This is a genomic window from Armatimonadota bacterium (assembly GCA_017993055.1).
In the GTDB taxonomy this organism is placed as follows: Bacteria; Armatimonadota; UBA5829; order DTJY01; family DTJY01; genus JAGONM01.
This window is the reverse complement of the sequence record JAGONM010000015.1, coordinates 46,112-64,591: the sequence shown is the minus strand read 5'-3', so window position 1 is coordinate 64,591 and position 18,480 is coordinate 46,112. Positions and strand designations below refer to the sequence as shown.

15 protein-coding genes are annotated in these 18,480 nt (G+C 65.4%); all 15 read left to right on the top strand.

Annotated features, from left to right (window positions below; genetic code table 11):
- The first annotated feature begins 11 nt into the window (after positions 1-11).
- Positions 12-2,828 (top strand): beta-N-acetylhexosaminidase, encoded by a 2,817-nt coding sequence (locus KBC96_07685; GenBank protein ID MBP6964270.1) that lies wholly within the window; start codon positions 12-14, stop codon positions 2,826-2,828.
- A gap of 215 nt (positions 2,829-3,043) precedes the next feature.
- A complete protein-coding gene (gene mraZ / locus KBC96_07680) occupies positions 3,044-3,472 on the top strand; it encodes a division/cell wall cluster transcriptional repressor MraZ (protein MBP6964269.1) in 429 nt (142 codons plus the stop codon).
- A 14-nt stretch (positions 3,473-3,486) separates the two neighbouring features.
- Positions 3,487-4,458, top strand: a complete 972-nt coding sequence (rsmH, locus tag KBC96_07675; protein ID MBP6964268.1) for a 16S rRNA (cytosine(1402)-N(4))-methyltransferase RsmH — start codon at positions 3,487-3,489, stop codon at positions 4,456-4,458.
- Between the two features lie 48 nt (positions 4,459-4,506).
- Complete coding sequence (locus tag KBC96_07670) at positions 4,507-4,890, top strand: hypothetical protein (GenBank protein ID MBP6964267.1); 384 nt, start codon at positions 4,507-4,509, stop codon at positions 4,888-4,890.
- Between the two features lie 82 nt (positions 4,891-4,972).
- Positions 4,973-6,787 carry a penicillin-binding protein 2 gene (locus KBC96_07665; protein MBP6964266.1) on the top strand — a complete coding sequence of 605 codons (1,815 nt, stop codon included), beginning with the start codon at positions 4,973-4,975 and terminating at the stop codon, positions 6,785-6,787.
- 93 nt (positions 6,788-6,880) lie between these two features.
- The gene (locus KBC96_07660; GenBank protein ID MBP6964265.1) at positions 6,881-8,356 is read left to right on the top strand and encodes a UDP-N-acetylmuramoyl-L-alanyl-D-glutamate--2,6-diaminopimelate ligase; all 1,476 of its coding nucleotides are present in this window, start codon (positions 6,881-6,883) and stop codon (positions 8,354-8,356) included.
- Positions 8,357-8,363: 7 nt separating this feature from the next.
- Positions 8,364-9,749 (top strand): UDP-N-acetylmuramoyl-tripeptide--D-alanyl-D-alanine ligase, encoded by a 1,386-nt coding sequence (locus KBC96_07655; protein MBP6964264.1) that lies wholly within the window; start codon positions 8,364-8,366, stop codon positions 9,747-9,749.
- On the top strand, positions 9,742-10,716 hold the full coding sequence (locus tag KBC96_07650; protein MBP6964263.1) for a phospho-N-acetylmuramoyl-pentapeptide-transferase: 975 nt from the start codon (positions 9,742-9,744) through the stop codon (positions 10,714-10,716). The genes KBC96_07655 and KBC96_07650 overlap by 8 nt, the downstream gene beginning before the upstream one ends.
- Positions 10,707-12,110 carry a UDP-N-acetylmuramoyl-L-alanine--D-glutamate ligase gene (gene murD / locus KBC96_07645; protein ID MBP6964262.1) on the top strand — a complete coding sequence of 468 codons (1,404 nt, stop codon included), beginning with the start codon at positions 10,707-10,709 and terminating at the stop codon, positions 12,108-12,110. The genes KBC96_07650 and murD overlap by 10 nt, the downstream gene beginning before the upstream one ends.
- 3 nt (positions 12,111-12,113) lie before the next feature.
- Positions 12,114-13,283, top strand: coding sequence for a putative lipid II flippase FtsW (gene ftsW / locus KBC96_07640; protein MBP6964261.1), 1,170 nt, complete (start codon positions 12,114-12,116; stop codon positions 13,281-13,283).
- Complete coding sequence (murG, locus tag KBC96_07635) at positions 13,228-14,325, top strand: undecaprenyldiphospho-muramoylpentapeptide beta-N-acetylglucosaminyltransferase (GenBank protein MBP6964260.1); 1,098 nt, start codon at positions 13,228-13,230, stop codon at positions 14,323-14,325. Before ftsW ends, murG begins: the two co-directional genes overlap by 56 nt.
- A 37-nt stretch (positions 14,326-14,362) precedes the next feature.
- Positions 14,363-15,757, top strand: coding sequence for a UDP-N-acetylmuramate--L-alanine ligase (locus KBC96_07630; GenBank protein MBP6964259.1), 1,395 nt, complete (start codon positions 14,363-14,365; stop codon positions 15,755-15,757).
- Positions 15,754-16,662, top strand: coding sequence for a UDP-N-acetylmuramate dehydrogenase (gene murB / locus KBC96_07625; protein ID MBP6964258.1), 909 nt, complete (start codon positions 15,754-15,756; stop codon positions 16,660-16,662). Before KBC96_07630 ends, murB begins: the two co-directional genes overlap by 4 nt.
- On the top strand, positions 16,662-17,681 hold the full coding sequence (locus KBC96_07620) for a D-alanine--D-alanine ligase (GenBank protein MBP6964257.1): 1,020 nt from the start codon (positions 16,662-16,664) through the stop codon (positions 17,679-17,681). The genes murB and KBC96_07620 overlap by 1 nt, the downstream gene beginning before the upstream one ends.
- Positions 17,678-18,466, top strand: coding sequence for an FtsQ-type POTRA domain-containing protein (locus KBC96_07615; protein ID MBP6964256.1), 789 nt, complete (start codon positions 17,678-17,680; stop codon positions 18,464-18,466). Before KBC96_07620 ends, KBC96_07615 begins: the two co-directional genes overlap by 4 nt.
- Positions 18,467-18,480: the final 14 nt, after the last annotated feature.

The following is an 18,480-nucleotide window of genomic DNA, read 5'->3' as shown; positions in this document are numbered from 1 at the left end:
TCATCAACGCCATGCGAAACACCATTGCCGCCGTCCTGCTTCTCTGCGCGCTTCCGGCCGCTGCCGCGCTCGGACAGACGCCGAAGACCTACACCATGAACAACTTCGATTTCAGTTATTCCAGGAGCGGAGTGAACCTGAAGTACAAAGGCGTCTCCGTCATCCGCAAGTCGTCGCTCTACGTCGTCAGTCCCGGCTGGACGAAGCTGCTCTTCGGGCACCACCTCGAGGAACATGCGGTCACCTCCGAGGACGTCCCCGGAGGCAAGCTGATCAAGGTCGCGATGCGGAACGACGTCTTCGCCGCGACGTACGAAGTCACCCTGCTCGACTCGGACGAGGCGACGATAGACCTGAGATACCGCCTTCTCACGGACGAACCGGCGGAGATCGAGTACTGCCTGGGCTACTTCAGCGCGCCGATGATCGCCGACTGCGCCTTCGAGGCCGACACCGTCGAGGGCCGCAAGTCCGGCACGGTCCCCTACGCCGCCGCGTCGTCCGACCAGCGGGAGTCCATGCTCGTTCCGCCGTTCCATCGCCTCAGGATAGACTCGCGCCTCGGCCCGATGGAACTGACGATCACCGGTGACAGCAGTGACCTCGTGATCTTCGACGCCCGCCGCGATCACCAGCCGTGGGCCAGGGAAGCCCCGATCTTCTGGTGCGGCATCGGCGTGCCCGCCCGGCCGATATCGCAGGGAGACCACCGCGTCACCGCCAGGCTCAAGTTCTCGCCGCGCGAAGACGTGAAGCCCGCACCCGAGATCCGGCCCGAGTCGGTGCGGATCAGCGATGTGAAGGATGCGAAGCTCCCGATGGACGAGATGATCAGGGTCGTCCCCCAGCCGAAGTCAATGGACCTCACCGGCGGCGACTTCGCCGTCACCCCGGAAACGCTCATCGTGCTGCCCGACGAGCCGACCGACGCCGATCGTTTCGCCGCGGAGAGCCTGAACGAGGAACTCCGCGAGGTATACGGGATCGAGCTGAGGGTCGTGTCCGCCGGTCAGACAGCCGCCGGCAGGGGATTCATTGCCGTCGGTGAGCCGGGCCGCAACTCGCTGCTCGACAGGCTGTGCAGGGACGTCGGCCTCGAAGCGCCGGCGCAGGAGGAGGGCTACGCCCTCAAGGCGTCCAAGCCGTTCGTGCTGGTGGCCGGTCGCGACGTACGCGGCACGTTCTACGGGGTGCAGACGCTCATCCAGCTTCTGAAACCGACGGTCGAAGGCGCGGCCGTCACGGGCGCGGTCGTCTCAGACTGGCCGAGCATGAAGGTCCGGGGCGCTCACGTCTTCATCGGAAACGAGTCGAAGCCGTTCCTCCAGAAACTGATCCGGCGAATCTTCGCTCGAAACAAGCTCAACTTCCTGCTGATCCAGGCGGATTACACGAAGTGGGAGAGCGATCCCGGGATCTGGCTCGACTGGAGCACCGACAAGAAGGACCTCAAGGCGATCGTTGACTACGCTCGGCTCCACCACATGGAGGTCGCGCCTCTCGTCCAGTCGCTCGGCCACTCCGAGTGGATGTTCAAGAACAACTCCAACCTCGACATCGCCGAGGACCCGGAGCATGCCTACGGCTACTGCCCGAGCAACCCGAAGAGCTATGAATACATCTTCAGGATATACGATGAGGCGGTCGAGCTGTTCCGGCCCAAGTGGTTCCACATCGGCCACGATGAAGTGACGATGAAGGGGAGCTTCCCTCACGACGACCTCTGCAAGCAGAAGACGGTCCAGCAGCTCTTCAACGAGGACGTCGCGAAGCTCCACGAGTACTTTGCCCGGAAGGGCATCCGCGTGATGCTCTGGGGCGACATGGGTCTGCACAAGACCGAGACCCCCGACGCGGGGTGGGCGGCCACCCCCGAGATCGCCAAAGGGATCCGCGAGGGAATGCCGAAGGACGTCATCGTTACCGACTGGCACTACTGCGCGGCCGACGACTTCCCGAGCGTGCGGCTGTATCAGGATCTCGGCCACGACGTCATCGCCTCGACATGGTACGTCCCGCAGAACATCGTGGACTTCGGCGCCTCGGCCCAGAAGGACGGTGCGCTCGGACTGATGCAGACCCTCTGGGCGGGCTATCACATCAGCGAGAAGACCCTCGGCGAGCAGTTCCAGCAGTTCCACGCCTACATCCTGGCGGCCGAGTTCGCATGGGGTCCCGGCGGGCGCGGGCTCGAGGATCTGCCGTACACTCCAGCCGATCAGTTCACCAGGCTCTGGAATCAAGACCCGGCGGACCACGCCGCTCGCGATGGATTCAGCATTGACCTGTCGCCCTACGTGACTGCGGCGCTGGGCGGCGAGACCGACGACGCCTGGCTCGGATACGGCCCGGAGCACGATCTGCGCGCCGTCAATACCGGTCGTCAGCGCCTGCTCGGCATCGAGTTCGACATTCCCCAGGGCGCGGTCATGCTCTCCGGCGACATGAATCCCGCCGGCGCGTGGCCTGATTCGATTCGAGTGCCCATCGGCCGGAAGGCGGACTCGCTCTCCTTCCTGCTTGCCGGTGCCTTCGCCGCGGAGAAGGGCCAGCATATCGGCCGGATCATGGTGCGCTACTCAAATGTCGAAGCGATGGTCGTGGATCTCGTCTACGGCGAGAACATCGTTGCGTGGAACGACTCGTCGGCGACTCCGTCGGCGCGGACAGCGTGGATGGGCCGTACCTCGGGAGGGGACAGGATCGTGCTCCGCGTCGTGGATTGGCGCAACCCTATGCCGGACAAGCCCATCGATTCCGTTCACCTGTCCGCCGCAGGCACGGAGTGCGCCCCGGTCCTGTTCGCCCTGACGGGACTGATCCGGTAGAGTCGAAGCGTGTCCGAACCCCTGAGATGAGGGGCCGGGTGGGAGATGTGTCGCGAAATCTCTCGTCCGGCCCCTTTTCCATGCGCCCCGAAACTTTTCCACGTTTTTTGATCGCATCCCAAAAAAACGCTTGACATGCCGTGTCTCGGGTACTAAAATGGGGCTTGGTGGTAAGACGCTGGTGACCGGGTGGGGGAGAATTCCAGGGGCCTGACATGTTTCGCGGACACTACATCCACACGCTCGACGACAAGTTTCGCGTCATAGTCCCTCAGAAGTTCCGGCTCGAGCTGGGCATGAACTTCGTCATCACGAGGGGCGTAGACCCCTGCCTCTGGATCTTCAGGGAGGACGAGTTCAAGGAAATCGAGGCACGCCTCACCCGCATGGAGATCGCCAGCAAGGAAAACCTCAGGCTCCAGAGATACTTCTCGGGCTTCGCCTTCGAAGTCACCACCGATGCGCAAGGCAGGGTTGCCATACCACCGGCGCTCAGGGAACTCGTTGGCATTGACAAGGAAGTGGTCATCGTCGGCACCATCAACAGGGTGGAGATCTGGAGCAAGCAGAACTGGGAGGAATACTCCGCCACCATGACCGACGAGGTCATCACTGAGTCCACGAGAGAGGTCGGCATCGCTTAGAACGGCGGGTTGATATGCAGCGGTTCCACGTTCCGGTCATGGTCGCGGAAGTACTGCACTACCTGGACCCGCAGACCGGGCAGACCGTCGTAGACGGAACGGTCGGCGGCGCGGGACACGCATTCGAGATCGCAAGCCGCATCATGCCGGGCGGCCGCCTGATCGGGATAGACCGCGATGGTGAAGCGCTGGCTGCGGCATCCGAGCGGCTGGCAGGGTTTTCCGACAGCGTCACACTCGTACGGGGCGATTTTGCGGACGCGGCAGCAATCGCTCAGAACCTTGATATCAAAGAAATCAACGGCCTGGTTCTCGACGTCGGCGCGTCGTCGCATCAGCTCGATTCGGCCGAGAGGGGATTCAGTTTTCAGCACGACGCCCCTCTCGACATGCGGATGGACCGCGCGCAGCGCTTGACCGCCCGCGAGGTCGTGAACTCGTATTCCGAGAAGCATCTCGCCGAGATCATCAGAGACTACGGCGAGGAGCGCTGGGCGAAGCGGATCGCGCGGTTCATAGTTGACAGGCGCGCGCGGCAGGCGATCGAGACCACCGGCGAGCTGGTGGGCGTCATCCTGGCCGCGATGCCTTCAGCGGCGAGGCCGAAGGATATCCATCCCGCTACGCGCACGTTCATGGCCCTCAGGGTCGCCGTGAACCGCGAGCTGGATTCGCTTCGATCCGGTCTCGAGGCCGCGGTGGCGCTGATGTCGCCGGGCGGGCGGCTGGTAGTGCTGTCCTGGCACTCCCTGGAAGACAGGATTGTCAAGGACACTTTCTTGAGATTTGCGGGCAGATGCGTCTGCCCACCGGGACTCCCGGTATGTGCGTGCGGGACCACAAGGGTCCTCGAAGTACTTACAAAGCGGCCGGTCACGGCGTCGCCGGACGAAGTTGCCGCAAATCCGCGAGCGAGAAGCGCAAAGCTCAGAGCCGCGCGGAAGGTGCAGGACCTGCCCGGGACGGAGTCCGGCAGGTCGGTCTAGAATTCATCGAAGCCGCAAAGGCTTCAGGGCAAGAGGGTGGTAGGGGAAATGTCGGCACAGAAGAAGCGAGAGACAAGGAAGACTTCGTCGTCCAGGGCGTCCGGGAAGGGGAAGCCCGGCCTGCTTGGCAGGTTCTTCTGCAACAAGATGGTCCGCGTCCTCCTGGTGGCGTCGGTCATCTGTTTCGGCGCCACGATGTATGTCGGGGCATACGCCAGGTTCACCCGGGACGGCTACCGCAAGGCCGAACTCCTCGCTCAGCTCAGGGATCTGAACGTGGAGAACGAGCGGCTCGAGGTAGGTCTGACCGGCCTCCGCCAGCCGGAGAGAGTCGCGGCCTTCGCGGTCCAGAACGGCATGAGCGTCGGAGACCGGATGGTGTACCTGGAACAGGACGTACAGCCGAGCCTGGCGCAGAACGCTCAGGAATAGCGGACTTCTACGAAGTTGCGCGGGGAGCGGGTGCGCTCCCCGGCAATATGTGATCCGATCAACGAACATCAGGACGGGACCAATGAGAGTTCGTCGCGCACCCGACGGCAAGCTTATCCGCAGGCGCACAAATGGGGTCTTGTGCTTACTGGCGCTCATGTACGTGGTACTGGGCGCCAGGTTTTTCCAGCTGCAGGTCATCCAGGCAGACCACTACCGGTGGATGGCCGAGCGTTACCGCCTCCGCAAGATCATTCTTCCGGCGCGCCGGGGAGCGATCCTCGACTGTAACGGCAACCCACTGGCGATCACCATCCGGTTCTACGACATCGAGGTCTGGCCCCCACAGATCAAGGACAGGAATGCCGCCGCCGACAAGCTGGCGAAGATTCTCGGGTGGCCCAGGTCCAGGGTGCTCGAGCGGATCAGCGTCAACAAGAATTTCGTCTTTCTCGAGCGAAAGGTCGGAAGCGAGGTGGGCAGGAAGATAGACGATGCCGAGATATACGGTGTCCACGCCAAGCCCATCATGTCCCGCATGTATCCGGGAGGCCAACTGGCCTCGCACATCATCGGCTTTACGAATATTGACGGCGAGGGCCAGGAAGGGCTCGAGCTGGTATTCGATAAGTTGCTCACGGGCGAGGACGGATACGTCGTCGCGGAAGTGGACGCCCGAGGCCTGGTCATCCCCGGCACCCGCAGAGAGCGCGTGGAGCCGCGTGACGGCATGAGCCTCGTGCTCACGGTAGACTCCACGCTCCAGCACTCGCTCGAAACCGAACTCAGCAAGTCCTACAATCGTTACTCGGCCGCGGGCGCGTCGGCGGTGCTGATCGAGCCGCGCACGGGCGCCATCCTCGCGCTTGCCAACATGCCGACTTTCGATCCGAACAAGGTCGCGCAGTCGAAGGCAGGCGATCGCCGCAACCGCGCCGTCACCGATCTGTACGAACCGGGTTCGACTCTCAAGACGATCACCGCCTGCGCCGCGCTCGATTCACAGGCGATTGACTGCGACGACACCTTCGGCTGTTCCGGCAGCATGCGCGTCGGCAACCGCACGGTCCGCTGCTCTCTCCATCCGCCTTTCATGCACGGCCACGGCCGCTGTACTGTCTCCAAAATGCTGATGCACTCCTGCAACATGGCGGCCGCCGGCATCGCCTTCCGCGTCGGTAAGGAGAAGCTCTGGGAGTACGAGAAGAAGTTCGGCTTCTTCGATAAGCCGGGCACCGGCATGCTCGGCGAGACGACGGGCTACCCCGGCGGATGGGCCAACTGGGAGGACGTGCGGCTCGCCAACATCGGTTTCGGCCAGGGGATCGTCGTCAGTCCCCTCCAACTCGCCAACGCCTACTCCACCGTCGCCAACGACGGGGTGATGATGCGTCCCTACGTCGTCAGCAAGATCATCGCCCCGGACGGCAAGGTGTTCCGGGAGTACAAGCCGGAGGTCGTGAGGCGCGTGATCTCGGCCGACGTGGCGCGCAAGGTCGGTGAGATGCTGCACGGCGTGTGCGGCGGAGGGACCGGAAAGCCCGCCGTGGTGGACGGCTACCAGACCGGAGGCAAGACCGGCAGCGCCCAGAAAGTCGTCAACGGCAGATACAGCCCGGACAAGTTCGTCGCGTCGTTCGTCGGTTTCCTGCCGACCAGCAACCCGCGCGCCGTCATCCTCGTCGAGGTGGACGAGCCGAAGGGCATCCACTGGGGCGCCGTCTGCGCGGCCCCGGTGTTCAAGGAGATCGGCAGAATGGCGATGTGGCACATGAAGGTCGCGCCGGACGCCGTCGAGCATGGCGCCTCGGTCGCCGGCAGGCAGGGCGGCGGCGCAACCTCGGTGCGTGCCGGAGAAGGGCAGAACGAGCCGCGCCGACCGAATCTCGGGGGGTGATCCGCGGGCGCTCCCTACCGCCTCCCGCGCGCATGATACTTTGTCGAAGGAGTTCCGCCGCGCGTCCCGTGTCGGCGGTGCGGAGTTTCAACGATGTTGCTCAGCCGACTTGTTCAGTCGCTGTCGCCGGTCCCCTCTCCCGCGGCGGCCGACCCCGAGATAAGCTCGATAGCCTACGACTCCCGACGCGTCCTCCCCGGCGCGTTGTTTGTTTGCATCAGGGGCGGCAGATTCGACGGCCACGAGTTCATCGGCCAGGCGGTGGAGTCGGGCGCCTCGGCGCTGATCGTGGACTCCCCGGCGCGAGTTCCCGCGGGCACGAGCATTCCCGTTCTCTCCGTCGCCGACGCGCGCGACGCGCTCTCGGCTCTCGCGGCGGAGTTCTACGGGCATCCGTCCCGGCGGTTGAAGCTGGTCGGCATCACCGGCACCAACGGCAAGACGACTACGACCTACCTCGTCGAGAGCATGCTCCGCCGTGCCGGGCGCAGGGCGGGAGTCATCGGCACCCTCGGAGCCAGTATTGACGGCTCGTCCGTGGATCTGGACAGGACCACGCCGGAATCGGTTGACCTGCAGGCGATCCTCTCGAAGATGGTCGAGCGGGGCATCGAGGCCGCCGCGATGGAAGTCTCCTCCCACGCCGTCTACATGCGCCGTACCGTCGGCTGCGAGTTCGACGTCGGCGTCTTCACGAACCTCACCCAGGATCATCTCGATTTCCACAAGTCGCTCGACGAGTACTTCGAGACCAAACTCCGGTTCTTCCGCGATTACCCGAAGGCCTCCGACAAGCCGTTCGTCGCCGTCGTGAACGCCGATGATCCCTACGGCCCGAGGGTGATCGAGGCGGCGCGCGGCACGTCGCTGACGTACGGGGTCCGAGGCGGCGCCGACGTTCGGGCCTCCGGGATTCATGCGACTCCCCGCGGGGTCGAGTTCCGCGCGTCGTGTTCCCTGGGGGAGTGCGATGTCCGGATGCGTCTCGGAGGTCTCTTCAACGTCTACAACTCCCTTGCCGCCGTCGGGGTCGGCGTCGTTCTGGGGCTCGGCCTCGACGATATCAGGGAGGGCCTGGAGGCCGTTCCGGCGGTCGCCGGCCGGTTCGAGTCGGTGGACTGCGGGCAGGACTTCGCCGTGATCGTTGACTACGCGCACACGCCTGACGGCCTGGAGAACGTGCTACGCGCCGCAAGGGAGATCGCAGACGGCAGGCTGATCGTCGTTTTCGGCTGCGGAGGTGACAGGGACCGAGCGAAGCGGCCGATCATGGGGCGGATCGCTTCGGAACTCGCCGATATGTGCGTCGTCACCTCCGACAACCCGCGGTCCGAGGAACCGATGGCGATCATAGATGAAGTTCTTGCGGGGATGGAGCGGGCTTCGGCGCCTGCGGAGGTCGTGCCTGATCGGCGCGAGGCGATCGGTCGGGCGCTGGCCGCGGCCTCCGCGGGAGACGTCGTCATCATTGCGGGCAAGGGCCACGAAACGTATCAGATATTCAGGGACGAGACGATCCACTTCGACGATCGGGAAGTGGTCCGGGAACTGCTCGAGAAGAAAGCTTGACGGGGACTTGGAGAAACTGACTCTGGCGGAAGTCGTGAAGGCCGTGCAAGGCCGCCTGGTCCGAGGAAATGCCGACGCGGAGATCACCGGCGTCAGCACGGACACGCGAACCCTCGCTCCCGGGGACGTCTTCTTCGCGCTCGTTGGCGAGAACGCCGACGGGCACCTGTACGTCTCCCGCGCGCTCGAGGCCGGGGCAGGCGCGCTGGTCGTCTCCGACGAATCCGCGATCCCCGCGGATGTCCGGGCGCCGGTCATCCTGGTCGAGGACCCACTCTGGGCGCTCGGCGACCTTGCCGCCTTCTACCGATCCAGGTTCGACGTGCGGGTCGTCGGTGTCACCGGCAGTGTCGGCAAGACCACTACCAAGGAGATGCTCGGCGCGATCCTCCAGCGCAAGTGGTCGGTGCTCAAGAACGAGATGAACTTCAACAACGAGATCGGCGTGCCGCAGACGCTGTTCCAGCTCGACCGCGGCCACGAGGTCGTCGTGCTCGAAATGGCGATGCGCGGCATCGGCGAGATCCGCCGCCTGGCCCAGATCGCCCGCCCGGAGGTCGGCCTGATCACGAACGTCGGCCTCTCCCACATCGAGAGGCTCGGCTCTCAGGGAGCGATCGCCGACGCCAAGGCGGAACTGCTTCAGGAGCTCCCGCCGGACGGGCTTGCGGTGCTGAACGCCGAGGACGGATACTTCAACCTGATGACCGAGCGCTTCGGCGGGCGGGTCCTCAGTTTCGGTTCGTGCGACGATGCCGACGTGTGCGCTTCCCGGATACTTCAGGCGTCCGACGGCCGATGCGAGTGCGTCATCCGCGCGGAGGCGGGGGAGATAGGGGTCTCCCTGCCCGTCGTCGGCTATTACAACGTCTACAACGCGATCGCCGCCGCGGCGGTGGCTGTCGGGATGGGCGTGGAGCTTGAGACCATCAAGGACGGGCTGGAGAGCTACACCCAGCCTTCGATGCGCATGGAGTTGACCAGGTCGCGGCGCGGATTCACCGTGCTGAACGATTCGTACAACGCCAGCCCCTCCTCGATGATCGCGGCACTCAAGACGCTTCAGGCTCTGGTCGGCTACAAGCGCACGATAGCGGTGCTGGGCGACATGCTGGAGCTCGGCGACTACGCCCCCAAAGCCCACTGGGACGTCGGCGCCGCCGCGGTCCGAAGCGGCGTGGTGAGTCTGGTGGCTGTCGGCCCGCTCGCGGCGGAGATAGCCGCCGGGGCGAAGGATGCCGGGCTTCCCGACGCCGAGGCGGCATGGTACCCGGACAGCTCGGCGGCGGCGTCTCAGATAGGTTCGCTGGTCAGGAAGGGCGACGCCGTCCTCGTGAAGGGATCCCGGGCGATGAAGATGGAACAGATTGTGAGGGCGCTGCTCGATGAATAAAGCCGCAATCGCATTCCTGGTCGGTTCGGCCGCGTCGCTGATCCTCGGGCCCGCGATCATACGCCTGCTGGCCGGGCTGAAGGTCCGCCAGACCATAAGCGAAGACGTGCCGGAACGCCACCGCGCCAAGCAGGGGACGCCCACGATGGGCGGGTTCATCATTCTCGTCGGCGCGGCGGCCGGACTCGCGTCGGTCCGGGCCGGCAACGGCGAGCTGACCGCGGTGATCCTGCTTACGCTCGGGATGCTGCTCCTCGGGTTCCTCGACGACTTCCTTATCGCCGTTCGGGGCAAGTCCCTCGGCCTCAAGGCCAGGCAGAAGCTGCTCGGCCAGTTTGTCATCGCCGGCCTGTTCATGTGGTGGGTCTACGCTAACCGCACAAGCGGCACCACCGTACTACATCTTGGGAGGGAGTCATTCTGGGACCTGGGGTGGTCGTACTATCCTCTCGCGGTCCTGGCCGTGGTGTGGGTGTCGAACGCCTTCAACCTCGCGGACGGTCTGGACGGCCTGGTGGGCGGCATGTCGCTGATTCTCTGTCTCGCCCTCGGCGCGATACTCGGATGTCTTCCCGGCACGGTTGACCTCGCGGCATTCTCGTGGGCGATAGCCGGAGGGTGCCTGGGCTTCCTCTGGTACAACACGAACCCGGCGAAGGTGTTCATGGGCGACACCGGCTCGCTCGCCCTCGGAGCGGCGACTTCGGGCGTCGCCGTCGTGGCGAAGATGGAACTGATCTACCTGGTGCTCGCGCTGGTGTTCGTCGTCGAGGGCGTCTCGGTGATGCTCCAGGTCGCTTCGTTCAAGCTCACCGGCAAGCGCATCTTCCTCATGACGCCGATTCATCATCACTTCGAGAAGGCCGGCTGGGCGGAGCAGAAGATCGTCGTCAGGTTCTGGATCGTCGCGGGACTGCTCGCGGTGATCGTGCTATACTATGTGGGGGTGCTCAACCTATGGCGCTAGAAAAACAGACGGATTTCTACGGAAAGAGGACGCACATCATCGGAATGGCCCGCTCGGGGCTTGCCGCGGCCGAGGTGCTCGCCGCCCTCGGCGCTCACGTTACCATGCACGATATGAAGGACGCCGGAGCGCTCGGGGACGCGATGAAGACGGCGCACGAACTCGGCATCAGGGCGCAAGTCGGGGCGGAAGCATACGAGGGCATCTCCACGGCCGAAGTCGTCATCACCAGTCCCGGCGTGCCGGAAACCTGCCCCGGCCTGATCACCGCCAAGCATCACGGGGTCCCCGTGCTCTCTGAGATCGAGCTGGCATACCGCATCTCGCCCGCGCCGATCATCGCCATCACCGGCACCAACGGCAAGACCACGACCACCGCGCTCATCGGCGAGATAATGAAGGCCGACGGCAGGCACACCTACGTGGCGGGAAACATCGTCGCCGGCGAGACCCGGCTCCCGCTGGTGCGCGCCGCCTTCAGGGCGTCCGCCTCCGACGTCATCGTCGCCGAGATCAGCTCGTTCCAGCTCGAGTGGGTGACCTCCTTCCGCCCGAGGGTCGCCGTTCTTCTGAACGTGACCGAGGATCACCTCGACCGCCATCCCGACATAAGGACTTACGCCGCGACCAAGGCTCGCCTGTTCAAGTTCCAGCAGAAGGCCGACTACGCGGTTCTCAATGCCGACGACCCGGTCGTCATGCAGTTCGCGCCGGGAATCAAGAGCCGCGTGATGCTCTTCAGCGGCTCCCGCGAAGTCGGCATGGGTACATTCGCCCGGGGGACCGAGGTCTGGATCCGCACCGCCGAGGGTGAGTCTTTCGTGTGCGATACCGCCAACATGAAACTTCGAGGAAAGCACAACCTGGAGAACGTCCTCGCGGCGTCGGCGGCGGCCGTCGCTTTCGGCGCGAGCCGCCACGCCGTCCAGGAAGCGGTGGACTCCATCCTGCCGCCGGAGCACAGGCTGGAGCCGGTTGCCGTGCTTCGGGGCGTCGAGTTTCTCAACAACTCGATGTGCACCAACGTCCGGGCCGCCGTCAGGTCGCTGGAGGCGATCGGCAGGCCGGCCGTCGTGATAGCGGGCGGCAAGGACAAGGGCGCGGACTACGGGCCGCTGGGCGAAGCATTCGTCACCTACGCCCGGCACGTGGTGCTGATCGGCAAGGACGCCGCCCTGATCGAGAAGGCCGCGCGCGACGCGGGATTCGAGCGCCTCAGCCGCGCCGAGTCCATGCAGGAGGCGGTCCAGCAGGCGTGGGAACACGCGGAGCCGGGCGACTCGATAGTACTGTCCCCGGGATGCGCGAGTTTCGATATGTTCAATGACTTCGAGCACCGCGGGCAGGTTTTCAAAGAGGTCGTGGCCTCTCTGCTCGAGCGAGTGGGAGTGTAGAACGTGGAACGGAAGAATCGCGCGCCCGACATCTGGCTCTTCGTCATCACCGTGGCGCTTCTGTCTATCGGGGTAGTCATGGTCATGGACGCCAGCTACGCCCGGGCGGGCCAGGCGCAGTTCACCGGCGGCGACAGCTACTACTATGTGAAGCGGCAGGCCCTTTTCGCGGCTGTCGGCCTGCTGGCGATGTTCGTCATGCAGAGGGTTCGCTTCTGGCGGCTGAAACCCTTCGCGTCGGGACTGCTCATCATCTCGTTCGTCGGGCTGGTCGCCGTGCTGATACCGAGCATCGGCCACATGGCAAACGGAGCGCGCCGATGGATCGTCGTCGGGCCGGTCAGCTTCCAGCCGGCGGAGTTTGCCAAGCTTGCCCTCGCGCTCTATCTGGCGACGCTCCTCACCAGCCGGAAGTACGACATACGGGATCTCTGGTCGGGGATCGCGCCCGCTCTCCTGCCGCTCTGTGTCATCGCGGTCCTGATAATGCTGGAGCCTGACATGGGTACGGCCATAGTGACTTGCGCGACGGCCCTGGTGCTGATCTACGTGGCGGGAGCCAGGCCCAGACACCTGGCGGCGATACTGACCGCCGGCTTCGTTGCGGGCGTCGCCCTCATCATAAAGGAGCCCTATCGCTGGGAGAGGGTAGAGGCCTGGTTCAACCCGTTCGCGTTCTATCACGGGAGCGGCTATCAGGTCTGCCGGTCGCTGATCGCCATCGGTTCGGGCGGTCCGATCGGCCTCGGCTTCTGCGACGGACGCGAGAAGGTATTCTACCTCCCGGCAGAGCACACCGATTTCATCTTCGCCGTGCTCGGAGAGGAAGCCGGACTGCTCGGGACGCTTATCGTGGCCGGCCTCTTCATGCTGTTCGCCGTGCGGGGATTCCGGATTGCGCGCCGGACGAAGGACAAGTTCGGGAAGTTCCTGGCGGTAGGTATCACCGGGCTCATCGCGGGTCAGGCGCTGTTAAATATGTATGTCGTGACGTCTCTTGCGCCCGCCACCGGGGTGCCTCTGCCTTTCATCAGCTACGGCGGGTCGTCGCTCGTGCTGAACCTCATGTGCGTCGGCATACTGCTTGGAATATCCCAGTTCCCGAATGGTGTAGACGATGAAGATAGTTCTTACCGGCGGAGGAACCGGCGGCCACGCCTATCCCGCGGTTAGCATCGGACGCGCGATCCGCGCCGAATCCCCCGCGTGCGAGCTGTTGTACATCGGGAGCCGGGGGGGCATGGAGCAGGACATGGCGGAGAAGGCCGGCATCCGTTTCGTCGGCCTCACGAGCCGCAAGATGGGCCGCGCCCTCTCGTTCGGGACGTTCCTGACGGCCGCCTCTCTCGCCAGAGGTTTCCTCGAGGCGTCGGCTGCCCTGCGCAGGTTCAAGCCCGACCTTGTGATCGGCACCGGGGGATATGTCGCCGCCGCCGTCGTGATGGCGCAGGCGATGAGGCGCGGCAAGACCCTGATCCACGAGCAGAACGTCGTGCCGGGCCGCACCAACTCGATGCTCGCGCGGTTCGTCTCCAGGATATGCGTGTCCTTCGATCAGGCCGCCGCGCATTTCCCCGAGGGGAAGTCGGTCGTCACCGGGCTGCCCGTCCGCCCCGAGATTCTCGACAGGCCGGACAGGGCGTCGGCGCGCGAGCGGCTCAGGCTGAACCCGGACCGCTTCACTCTGCTGGTTTTCGGCGGCAGCCAGGGCGCCAGGAGCCTGAACCGGGCGGTCGCGGACGCTCTGCCCCGGCTCAGGAAACTGCCGATACAGGTGTTTCATCAGGCCGGCACGAAGAACTTTCACGAGGCGCTGAACGTCAAGAAGGCCGCCGAATGGAGCGGCTACCACCTCCACTCCTATGTGGACGACATGGCGGCCGCCTATGCCGCCGCGGACATGGTGGTGTGCCGGTCGGGGGCGTCAACCGTATGCGAGGTGACGATCGTCGGTCTGCCGGCGGTCTTCGTTCCGTACCCGTTCGCCATCACCGACGAACAGCGCCGCAACGCGCACTACGTCGCCGATCGGGGCGGCGCCCTAGTCATCGAGGATTCGGACCTCACGGGCGACGCGCTCGCCGACTGCGTCGAACGGTTCCTGAACTCGCCGGATGAGCTTGCGGAGATGGCCGAAGCCTCGAGGAAACTCGGAAGGCCCGACGCGGCGCGCGAGGTCGTCCGGGTCGCCGTGGAACTGATAACCGCGAAATGAAGGGACCCGCCTGTCAGGGGCGGGGCTGCGGCATCCAATGCTGAATGATGCACTGACCAGCAAACGCATACACATGATCGGGATCGGCGGCGTGTCCATGAGCGGGTTGGCCGCCGTCCTCGCCGAGAGGGGCGGCCGCGTTTCCGGCTCGGACATCAGGAAGTCGCCCGTCACCGACCGCCTGGAGGACCGCGGCGTGCGTGTGTTCGAGGGACACGATGCGGCGAACGTCGGCGGCGCGGAGGTCGTCGTGGCGACGGCCGCGATTCCCCCGGACAACCCCGAGCTGGTCGCCGCGCGGGAGAAGGGGCTGCCCGTCATCGGCCGGGCCGAACTCCTCGGAATGCTGATGGAGGGCACTCGCGGCATAGCGGTCGCCGGGACGCACGGCAAGACTACCACCACCTCCATGGTGGCCGACGTTCTGATCGCGGGGGGCATGGACCCCACGGTTCTGGTGGGCGGCGATTTCGACCGTCTCGGCGGGAATGCCAGGGTGGGGGAGAGCGACGTCTTTCTGACCGAGGCCTGCGAGGCCTTCAGCTCGTTCCTTCAGCTTCGCCCCACGATCGCCGTAGTGACAAACATCGAGGCCGATCACCTCGAGTTCTACGGATCGCTGGACGGCGTCATGGCGGCGTTCAGGCAGTTCCTCTCCCAGGTGGAGCCGGCGGGATGCGCCGTGCTGTGCGTTGACGATCCGTGCGTCCGCGAGCTTCTGCCGTCCGTGGGCGGCCGCGCGGTCACCTACGGGCTGAGCCCCGAGGCGTTTCTCCGCGCCGACGACGCCGACTGGAACTCGCCCCGGCCTTCGTGCGCGGTGGTGTGCGCCGGCATGAACGTCGGCCGCCTTGCGCTCAACACTCCCGGCAGGCACAACATCCAGAACGCGCTCGCGGCGCTCGCCGTCGGGCGTGAGCTTGGGCTTCCTTTCGACACGATGCTGGCCGCCCTCGCGGAGTTCAGAGGCGCCGAGCGGCGGTTCGAGGTTCTCGGGGAAGCCGCCGGGATCACCGTCGTGGACGACTACGCGCACCACCCGACCGAGGTCCGCGCCACGATGGAGGCCGCCCGGACGTTCGGCCGCAGGGTCGTCGCGGTCTTTCAGCCGCACCAGTACACCCGCACCCAGGCCTTCGTCGGGGAGTTCGCCGAGAGCCTGAGCCTCGCCGACTCCGTCGTGCTCACCGAGATCTATCTCGCCCGGGAGAAGCCGATCCCCGGGGTCAGTTCTTCCCTCATCGCGGACTCGATCAGGCGGCGGCATCCCGGCAGGGAAGTCTCTTTCGTTCCCGACAAGGCCGACGTCGCCGAGTCGCTGCTTCCGAATCTGCGCGAAGGCGACCTCGTCATAGTCATGGGCGCGGGCGACATCAGGCCGGTCGGCGAGGAACTCGTGGTTCGCCTGGCCGAGCGCGAGGCGGCGCCGTGAGCCCGCCGCGGTATCAGGGCAAAGACGTTCCGCGCATCAAGGGCAGGGTGCTGTTCGATGAGCCGCTCAAGCCCTACACGTCGTTCCGCGTCGGCGGACCCGCCGACCTGCTCGCCCTGCCTGAAGACGAGGACGGCCTCTGCGCGCTCGTCGAGTGGGCGCGCGCCGGCGGCATCCCGCTGACGCTGATCGGCGGAGGGTACAACCTTCTGGTCTCGGACAAGGGCGTTCGAGGCCTGGTGGTCAAGCTCGGACGCGGGTTCGACCGAATCTCCGTCGAGGGCGCAGTGGTGACCGCCGGCGCGGCGGCGAGGCTCCCCGCGCTGGTCGAGGCCGCGACCGCCCGGGGACTGGCGGGCCTGGAGGGGCTCACCGGCGTTCCGGGAACCGTCGGCGGCGCGGTCTTCATGAATGCGGGCACGCGCTACGGCTACGTCTCCAACTCGCTCCGGTTCGTGCGGGCCGTTGATCAGGCCGGAAACCGGGTGAGGGTCGAGGCGGACGACCTCGGGCTAGGGTACCGGGAGAGCAGGCTGAACGAGATGGGCCTGATCGTCACCGAGGCCGTCTTCGGTCTCTGCGAAGGCTCCGCGGAAGACATCCGGTGCCGGTGCGAGGAACTGCTCGCGTGCCGAAAGCTCCAGCCGGGCGCGGTCGGCACCGCCGGCTCCACCTTCAGGAATCCGCCGGGAGGATACGCCGGAGAGATGATAGAAGAGGCTGGAGGGAAGGGCCTGCGGGTCGGCGGGGCCGAGGTCTCCGCGATTCACGCGAACTTCTTCTTCAACGTGGGTGATGCGAGCGCGGCCGACATCCGCGCGCTGATGATCAAAGTGCAGGACATCGTCCGGGAGCGGTTCGAAGTGGAGCTGCAGCCGGAGGTTCGGATAATCGGAGAGTGGTGATGGACAAGCTCAACGTCGCCGTGATCATGGGCGGCAAGTCCGAGGAACGGGACATATCGCTGGTGACCGGCAAGGCGATTCTCGCCGGGCTCGATCCGGCTAGGTACGACGCGTATCCCGTGGACAGCGCCCGCATCGGCGCCGAGTCCCTCGGGCCGGCGACTCTCGCCCTGCCCGCGCAAGGCTCCGGTGATGAGAGGATCGTCGAGCTGGTTGCGCTCGACAGCATCGTCACCCGCAACGGCCGACGAGCGCCGGACGTGGTCTTCATCGCGCTCCACGGCAGGTTCGGCGAGGACGGCACGGTGCAGGGCCTGCTCGAACTGCTCGGTCTGCCCTATGTCGGCTCCGGGGTCCTGGCGAGCGCGCTGGCCATGAACAAGATCATGGCGCGGAAGGTATTCGAGGTGGAAGGCATCCCCGTGCCCAGGGCGGTCGCCGCCAGGCGAAACGACGACCTGGATGCGGTCGCCGACAGATGCGAAGGCGAGATCGGCTACCCCCTGATAGTGAAGCCGAACGAGCAGGGCTCGACGATCGGCATGGAGATCGCCCGCGACCGCGGCGAGCTCATTCACGCGGTCCGGCTCGCCGCCGAATACGACCGCGACATCCTGATCGAGCAGTTGGTCCGGGGCGTCGAGATCACCGCCGGCGTTCTCGGCAACGATGAACCCGAGGTCCTCCCGCTCGTCGAGATAGTGCCCGCGAGCGGTTTCTACGACTATGACGCCAAGTACACCCCGGGCGCCACGGAGAAGATCGTGCCGGCGCGAATCCCGGCGGGCAAGTACGAGCTGGCGCAGGACTACGCTCGCCGCGCCCACCTGATGCTCGGCTGCCGGGGCATGTCCCGGGCCGATATGATCGTGACCGACGCGGCCGTCTGCATGCTCGAAGTGAACACGATACCCGGAATGACGCCCACGAGCCTGCTCCCGAAGGCCGCGCAGGCCGCCGGCATCGAGTTCCCCGATCTTCTCGACAGGCTTGTCGGGTATGCGCTGGAGAAGCCATGACCTCTCGCAGACGGACAACCATGTCGGAGCGGTCCCCGGCCCGTCCGAGGCGGCGCAGGCGGCGGCTCGTCACCCTTCGCAGGCTCATCTTCTCCGTCCTGCTCGTCTTCCTGGCGGCAGAGGCGGCGCTCGCGCTCCTCAAATTGCCGGTCTTCGAGATAAGCGACGTCCGCGTCTACGGTAACCGCGTCCTGCCCGCGGCGTTCGTCGCCGACTGCACGAAGGTGCCCGAGAAGAGCAACATACTGCTCTTCAAGACGGACACGATAGTTCGCCGCCTCCGGGCCAGCCCGATCGTCGAGAAAGCCACGGTCAGCCGCCGGGTGCCGGATATCCTGATCGTCCGCATCACGGAGCGGCGGGCGTACCTGGTTCTGCAGACTTCCGAAGGGGCTTACGAGGTGGACGCCCGGGGCATCCCGTTCCGCAAGGTCGCGCGGCCGGACCCGAAACTGCCCGTGGTCTCCTGCGAGGCGCCTTGCCCGATAGTTCCGGGCAAACCGGTCGTGATACCGGCGTTCAAGACAGCCGTCAATTGCCTGCAATTGGCGCGCAGGCAGGGCGATATGCGCGTCCGCAAAATAACCGTTGACCGCAACAATGATTTGTGCTTAAATGTGGGGGATGGGCTTCTGATCAAGTTGGGGCAGCCGCGCCAGATCGAGGACAAGCTCGAGAAAGCCGGGCAGACGATCAAACTCGTCCCCAATCTCGAGTACGTGGACGTGACCTGCCCGGAAGCGCCCGCGCTCAAGCTCAGGAGTTCGGGCTCCGCGCCGTCCTGAAGGCGGTCCGTTGA

Bases quoted from the DNA above. Each gene is read 5' to 3' on its own strand.
- KBC96_07665 (MBP6964266.1), top strand. From the start codon at position 4,973: ATGAGAGTTCGTCGCGCACCCGACGGCAAGCTTATCCGCAGGCGCACA.
- murD (MBP6964262.1), top strand. From the start codon at position 10,707: ATGGCGCTAGAAAAACAGACGGATTTCTACGGAAAGAGGACGCACATC.
- murG (MBP6964260.1), top strand. From the start codon at position 13,228: ATGAAGATAGTTCTTACCGGCGGAGGAACCGGCGGCCACGCCTATCCC.
- mraZ (MBP6964269.1), top strand. From the start codon at position 3,044: ATGTTTCGCGGACACTACATCCACACGCTCGACGACAAGTTTCGCGTC.
- KBC96_07660 (MBP6964265.1), top strand. From the start codon at position 6,881: ATGTTGCTCAGCCGACTTGTTCAGTCGCTGTCGCCGGTCCCCTCTCCC.
- rsmH (MBP6964268.1), top strand. From the start codon at position 3,487: ATGCAGCGGTTCCACGTTCCGGTCATGGTCGCGGAAGTACTGCACTAC.
- KBC96_07670 (MBP6964267.1), top strand. From the start codon at position 4,507: ATGTCGGCACAGAAGAAGCGAGAGACAAGGAAGACTTCGTCGTCCAGG.
- KBC96_07685 (MBP6964270.1), top strand. From the start codon at position 12: ATGCGAAACACCATTGCCGCCGTCCTGCTTCTCTGCGCGCTTCCGGCC.
- KBC96_07620 (MBP6964257.1), top strand. From the start codon at position 16,662: ATGGACAAGCTCAACGTCGCCGTGATCATGGGCGGCAAGTCCGAGGAA.
- KBC96_07630 (MBP6964259.1), top strand. From the start codon at position 14,363: ATGCTGAATGATGCACTGACCAGCAAACGCATACACATGATCGGGATC.
- KBC96_07650 (MBP6964263.1), top strand. From the start codon at position 9,742: ATGAATAAAGCCGCAATCGCATTCCTGGTCGGTTCGGCCGCGTCGCTG.
- KBC96_07615 (MBP6964256.1), top strand. From the start codon at position 17,678: ATGACCTCTCGCAGACGGACAACCATGTCGGAGCGGTCCCCGGCCCGT.